We start from the raw sequence: 6,003 nt of genomic DNA on the forward strand, positions 1-6,003 counted from the left end.
TGCTGCTTCTAAAGGAACAACGACGACAGACAAACCGGCTACAAGCAAAACAAAGACATTTGTGAAAAAGTCAAAAGATGTGATTGTTAAAGCCGTCAGCGATTATTATAAAGAAAAACAGAAGATCGGCTTTCAGCCTTGGGGCAACTTGGGAAACAACAAGCCCAAAGAGTCGGGGAATGCCGGGGAAGTGGGTTCCGGAGGGAAAACAAGCTCGAACGCTGGGAATAAGTCAAGCGATGGGGCAGGAACAAGTTCATCCAGCAGTGGCAAGAAAACAGATCAGACCCCGAGCAGCAGTAAGAAGTCCCAATCATCGGGTGAAACGGATGCTACTGCATCGAGTACAGGTACAGGGAAGAAGCCTGGCGATGGTGAAGAAACAGGGCCATCCAACAGTGGCAAGAAACCGGATTTGACCCCGAGTACCAGTAAGAAGCCCCAATCATCGGGTGAAACGGGTAGTACGGGTTCGAGTACAGGTACAGGGAAGAAGTCTGGCGACGGTGAAGGAACAGGCTCATCAGGCAGTGGCAAGAAAGAGGATTCAACTCCGAATACCAGTAAGAAGACCCAAACATCCGGAGAAACGGATACTACAGGATCAAATTCAGGTACAGGGAAAAAGTCGAGTGAGGGTGAAGGAACAAATTCATCTAGCACTAACAAGAAAGATAATCAGATTCCCAACAGTCATAATCAGTGGAAACAAGATTCATCGAAGAAAAAAGGAAAAGGTAAAAAGGGTGAAGAGGCTGAAACGGAGCCAAAAGAAATGGATGCACAGGATGGAAAGGAAGGGGTCTTAAGAAAATCTGAGAATAATAATACAAAGATAAATAAACAAGGCTTGACTCTAGAACAAGAGCAGTACTTTAGACAGAAAATAGACGAAGCAAAATCACGTGGAGATCAGAAGGCAGCAGATGATGCCAGATATGAACGCTACTGCGCTGAAAAGAAAAGTATAGGTGAGAAACCTTTAGATCGTAATAAATGGGATATAATTAACGAGCGCCTTAGGAAAAATAGGGAGCGGGGGAGAGAAGAAGAATTAAAGAGTAGAAAGGCATTAAAAGAATACCTTGGTCGAGAATTAGAGGACAATAACGCTGACGAAATTGTTACTTATAAATCCAGTGAAGGTCATGTTACGCGTCCAGATAGTATAGGTCGTAACGAGAAAGGGGAGATTGATTTAGTACATGACCATAAGCATAAAACAGGCGGAGACGATCAAATCGTTCATAATGATAGTCAAATTCGGGCTGAAAGAGAAATGCTGCAAACTAAAAATGGTCGCCATATTGTAACAATATCAAGTGACAAGCCTGCATTAGATTCTAGCCCTCCTAAGCCTAGACCTAGTGGGCCTTTAGGAGAAAAGAGCGAAATCTATTATGTTGATCCGAATACAGGGAATATAACAAGAAAATGGCAACCTAATCCACGCTTTCCTGGTGGAGGTAGGTGGAAAAAAATATAAAAACAATATAAAAACAATATACAATTATAATGTTTTATTAATAAGGAGAATATCTATGAAGCCTGAGTTATTTTCGATTATAATGTACCCGACAGTTGATTTAAACCAGAGAGAAGTACTAGGCCATATACTGGATGCGTTTGAGGCAACCGAGAAATTTACTCCTACCCATTGGGGAAGTAATGAGATGGTTAAAATCGGATATAACCGCAATGAAATTTTTGAAAAAGTATTCTCAGTTTGTGGTATTTCTGAAGTTCATCTATATCGCAATAAAACTGTGAAATTTTCTGGCAGTTTTGAATTGAATATGAGTTCACGTTCTTTTTTGAAGTTTGATTTTCATAAGTCAATGCCAAGAATATTGTGGCCAACGTTTTTTGAATTATCTGATAAAATTGCAGAAATTGTAAAACCTAGCTATGGAGTTACACATATTTTTGGAGAATCTTATTACCCTTGGAGTAATGAACATCAGAAACAGCATATCTGGATGGATGCATGCTCTTATCCTGTACCTGTCCAATTTCTTCAAAATGGACCTTTAGGGGTGGGATCGCGAACATATTTTGGCTCTTATATATTAGATATGATTGATCGAGAAGTTTTACTTAATAGTCCAGGTGTAGTTTCTAAACTTAACTGGGGTGGCATCGGTATTGATATATTCAATGGGTCATTTGAAACTAAAGAAGATAGGTTAATTGATAACTGGTTACGTGTAATGAAATATTTGGAACCATCCCAAATTTTCGCTATCCCAAGTTTTGATGAAGATCGGATGGGGGTGTCGTTCCATCCGAATATAGTTTGGAAGGAATATCTAAGAAGAACAATATGATATTTGAGAGGTGGAAGTGATGGTTCAAAATAGAGTTGATAGAACAAGGATTATAGAAGTTTTCAATAGATCAAAATCCAACGGTGAGGTCATTGATGGATTAGATATTAGCGATATGGATCTAACTTTCTTGGATTTATCACATGTTATGGCGGATGGAATTATTGCAAAAAGGGTTTTGTTAAAAGCATCTTCATTAAATGAAGCTTCTTTCTTGGATTGTGATTTTGAACAAGCTGACTTTAATAACTCCAGTTTAGAGGGAACGGATATTGCAGACTGTTCCTTTAGTAGAGCGAACTTCTATAAGGCAAATATGAAATATGCAAAAATAAACATAAGCATGTCTTCAGAAGCATGTTTTGGCGAGGTGAATTTATCTCAAGGAGAATTAATTGGATCAACTTTCATTAATTCGGATTTTCGTAATGCAAATTTATCTGATATCAACGCTAGTCAGGTGAGTTTTTCTGGTACGGATTTAAGTAAGTCTAATCTATCAAATGGAAACTTTGAAAATGGGACATTCTTGAATGCGAACTTGTCTGAAGTCAATGCTTGTAATGCTAATTTTACAGAGGGGGATTTCTCTGGAGCGACACTTTGTAATGGGAATTTTACAGACGCTAATTTTATAGGTGCGAATCTGGAAAATGTAGTTTGGAAAGGGGCTATTGTGGAGGGGGCTCTATTTGACGAAAATGTTAAGGATAAAATAATTAAAATGTTATAACGATAAATTCTAATTGGTTAGTAGAGCCTAGTTATATAAAAGTCAAATTAGAATAAATCAAACTAAGTATGAATTCGAAGGATTTTGATTTCAAAGGCTTATTTCAACCTGATCAACGAGGGGGGATGAGTCTTTTTTTATTGAATAATTGTTCTAAGTAATAGAGACGATAAGATTCTTATTAACCTAAAAACTAAGTAACAATGGAGCGCTGGGAATAAGCCAAGCGATGGAGCGGGAACAAGTTCCTCCAGCAATGGCAAAAAAACGGATCAGACCCCGAGCAGCAGTAAGAAGTCGCAATCGTCAGGTGAAACGGATGCTACTGCATCGAGTCCAGGTACAGGGAAGAAGCATGGCGACGGTGAAGGAAAAGGATCATCAAGTAGTGGAAAGAAACCGGATTTGATCCCGAGTACCAGTAAGAAACCCAAATCTAGCGGAGAAACGGATAGTACGGGGTCGAGTTCAGGTACAGGGAAAAAGTCGGATAATGTGAACGAGTCAAGTTCGAAGTTAACGAACAAAAACAAAAAGCAAGGAGAAAGTTCAACTTCCAATGCAACGAAGAACGATACTCCGAACGGAAAAAACCATTGGAACAATTCTCCATCTAAGAAGAAAGGAAAGGGTAAAAATAATAACAAAAGAAAAGAGGAGGAAAGACGAAGAAGGGTTGAAGAAGAAAGACAAAAAAGTGAGACAGAGACTGGTGAGACCATGAAGACTCCTAAAAGATATGGGGAGCCTCCTGTTCATCAGAAATACAAGATTGACAAGGTTGCTGAAAGAAAGGCAGATGAGGTCAGAGAGTGGAGCAAGGAAGATATCCAAGAGTTTTCTCGTAATACGGGTCTAAACATCCAAGATTCTATTAATCTTAGGTCACATATGTTTTTAAATGAATATGATTTACCATGGTATGATAATAAAGGACTTTACTATTACAAATCTAAGTTAACACCTGATTCTGAGGTGGTATATGCGTTTCATAAGGCTCTTGAAGGTAATTTAACTTTGGAACAAAAGAAGTGGTTTTCTCAATTAGCAGCACATGAACTTGAGGAACAGAAACTAATGAATATGGGAAAGGATTATCGTAATCCAAAAGCATGGAATGGTAAAGATGGTTTTAATCCTTACCCCCCTGGGGCTCATGAAATGGCCCCGGCTCAACTGAGTTTGGTAAATTCCCAGGTTATACAAAAGGGCTCTATAAATTTTTCGGTTTGAAAGTAGGCGAAGAGTGGGATGAGTAATAATGTTTTAACGGCTGTAAACAGAATAAAGCAAATTGATTGGAGTTTAAAGGCAGAAGTTAAAAAGTCTAATACTTATTTAATTTCAGAATATTTGAGAAGAGCATCCGTTTTTTTAATATACAACTCTTCGATTAGTTCAAGTGTGTTTTTCAGTCCAATCAAAGTGTTAGGAATTGAAAAAGAACTTGATTTAGAGAAAATCAGTGAAAATATATTCCCTGAAATTGACATCCCTTCAAACCCTATCACAAGAATAATATGCATTCGTTATGTGGAGTTATCATATTTGTTAGATAATGGTTATATTCCAGAAGAGAAATTTCATGATATTTATGAGCCTATTATAAAATTTATAGAAAGAGGAGGCTCACTAAGAATTGATAAAGGAATCTATCTAGAAGGAAAGGGATTTACGTTTCTACTGGGAGATTGGGTACAGAGGTATTCAAACAATGAAGTGATAGATATTAATGATACGAAGTTAGACTTAGTGGATGAAGACGACGATGAATAGCTTATGCACTCTACCGTGGTCCCAAAATTGGTTCTGTTAAATAATGTTAATATATAAACCGAAATATAAAAAACACTTGAGGTTTAGAGTGGGTTTGACTCATTACATGGCGAAATCCCAAACGAATTTATATCTATAGGCGATGATTCTGGAGGAAATCAAATTTGTATGGGAACTAGCGAAGAGTATGCGGGTAAAATATATATTTTCCTTCACGAATAGAACCTACTGAAAAGGATACTTGCGGAATTTGTAACAATATAATTACTCAATTCAAGGAAAAATATCCTAAGATAGAGATAGAAGTTCTTCACTAGTGGCAAGCTAATCTCCCCTAAAAAGATGATGGATAATTTATAAAAGGTGGTAATTGTAGTATGGATTTGAAATAGGAATATGATGAATTATTCGAGTCTTTTATGGAAGATTACAATTCTTATGACGGATTGTAATATGAAGTGCGACACCTATTGAAAATAAAAAATGGCTCATAGCCTGATTCGTGTAGAGAAAGTTACCACACCAGCATTCACACTAGGAGAATCAGTCCATGAGTTATTCACATCTTAGCATAATCGAACGCAGCAAGCTAGAAATCCTACATCGACAAGGGAAAAGTGCAAGAGCCATCGCCGAGGAACTTGGTCGGCATCATACGACCATTTGCCGGGAGATCAGCCGGAAAGAAATTATACCTGTTGTTTCTGGATACGGTAGAATTAATTTGTTATTGGGTGTAACGGCCGAGGAGCTAGAGATTGCAAAAATAGAAGATGATATATATGTTGTAGCTGATAAAATGTTTGGAAATGGATATATTAATTATAGTCCACATATAATTGATTTATAAAGACTCATTCCAAGTTTTAGGTGGAATGAGTCTTTTTTTGAATAAATGATAATGGAAAATCAGAATCAGGAAAGATTTTGTCTTCATAGCTATCTATTGTTTATAAAACTGTGCTGTTGTATGGGAGTTAAACATTATTATCCCCTTTTTAGATTTTTTGAAGAAGTTGCATACAGGTTGACCAAGAGTTAAAAGAAGCACTCGTGTATTATGGGAAAGTAAAGCAGAATGATATTGAATATGAACTGTTTTTCAACCCTTATCATAACGGCATTGCTCGAGATATCGGAAGAATAGACATCACCGCCGAGGAAATG

At 37.4% G+C, this 6,003-nt stretch carries 8 protein-coding genes; all 8 read left to right on the forward strand.

Annotation, left to right across the window (positions count from 1 at the left end; all coding sequences use genetic code 11):
• A partial coding sequence (locus BMY78_RS33595; protein ID WP_256222582.1) for a hypothetical protein occupies positions 1-1,486 on the forward strand: 1,486 nt, incomplete at its 5' end.
• A gap of 55 nt (positions 1,487-1,541) precedes the next feature.
• Positions 1,542-2,327, forward strand: a complete 786-nt coding sequence (locus BMY78_RS32410) for a hypothetical protein (protein ID WP_090905562.1) — start codon at positions 1,542-1,544, stop codon at positions 2,325-2,327.
• Between the two features lie 19 nt (positions 2,328-2,346).
• The gene (locus tag BMY78_RS32415) at positions 2,347-3,060 is read left to right on the forward strand and encodes a pentapeptide repeat-containing protein (RefSeq protein WP_090905564.1); all 714 of its coding nucleotides are present in this window, start codon (positions 2,347-2,349) and stop codon (positions 3,058-3,060) included.
• A 229-nt stretch (positions 3,061-3,289) separates the two neighbouring features.
• Positions 3,290-3,469 (forward strand): hypothetical protein, encoded by a 180-nt coding sequence (locus BMY78_RS32420; RefSeq protein WP_090905566.1) that lies wholly within the window; start codon positions 3,290-3,292, stop codon positions 3,467-3,469.
• A gap of 86 nt (positions 3,470-3,555) precedes the next feature.
• Positions 3,556-4,293, forward strand: coding sequence for a hypothetical protein (locus BMY78_RS32425; protein WP_143067107.1), 738 nt, complete (start codon positions 3,556-3,558; stop codon positions 4,291-4,293).
• An 18-nt stretch (positions 4,294-4,311) separates the two neighbouring features.
• Complete coding sequence (locus BMY78_RS32430) at positions 4,312-4,836, forward strand: hypothetical protein (RefSeq protein ID WP_090905570.1); 525 nt, start codon at positions 4,312-4,314, stop codon at positions 4,834-4,836.
• A gap of 218 nt (positions 4,837-5,054) precedes the next feature.
• The gene (locus BMY78_RS32695) at positions 5,055-5,153 is read left to right on the forward strand and encodes a deaminase domain-containing protein (RefSeq protein ID WP_256222585.1); all 99 of its coding nucleotides are present in this window, start codon (positions 5,055-5,057) and stop codon (positions 5,151-5,153) included.
• Positions 5,154-5,386: 233 nt separating this feature from the next.
• A complete protein-coding gene (locus tag BMY78_RS33600; RefSeq protein ID WP_256222584.1) occupies positions 5,387-5,686 on the forward strand; it encodes a helix-turn-helix domain-containing protein in 300 nt (99 codons plus the stop codon).
• Positions 5,687-6,003 lie beyond the last annotated feature (317 nt).

The organism is Paenibacillus sp. OK076 (genome assembly GCF_900110055.1).
Lineage (GTDB): Bacteria > Bacillota > Bacilli > Paenibacillales > Paenibacillaceae > Paenibacillus.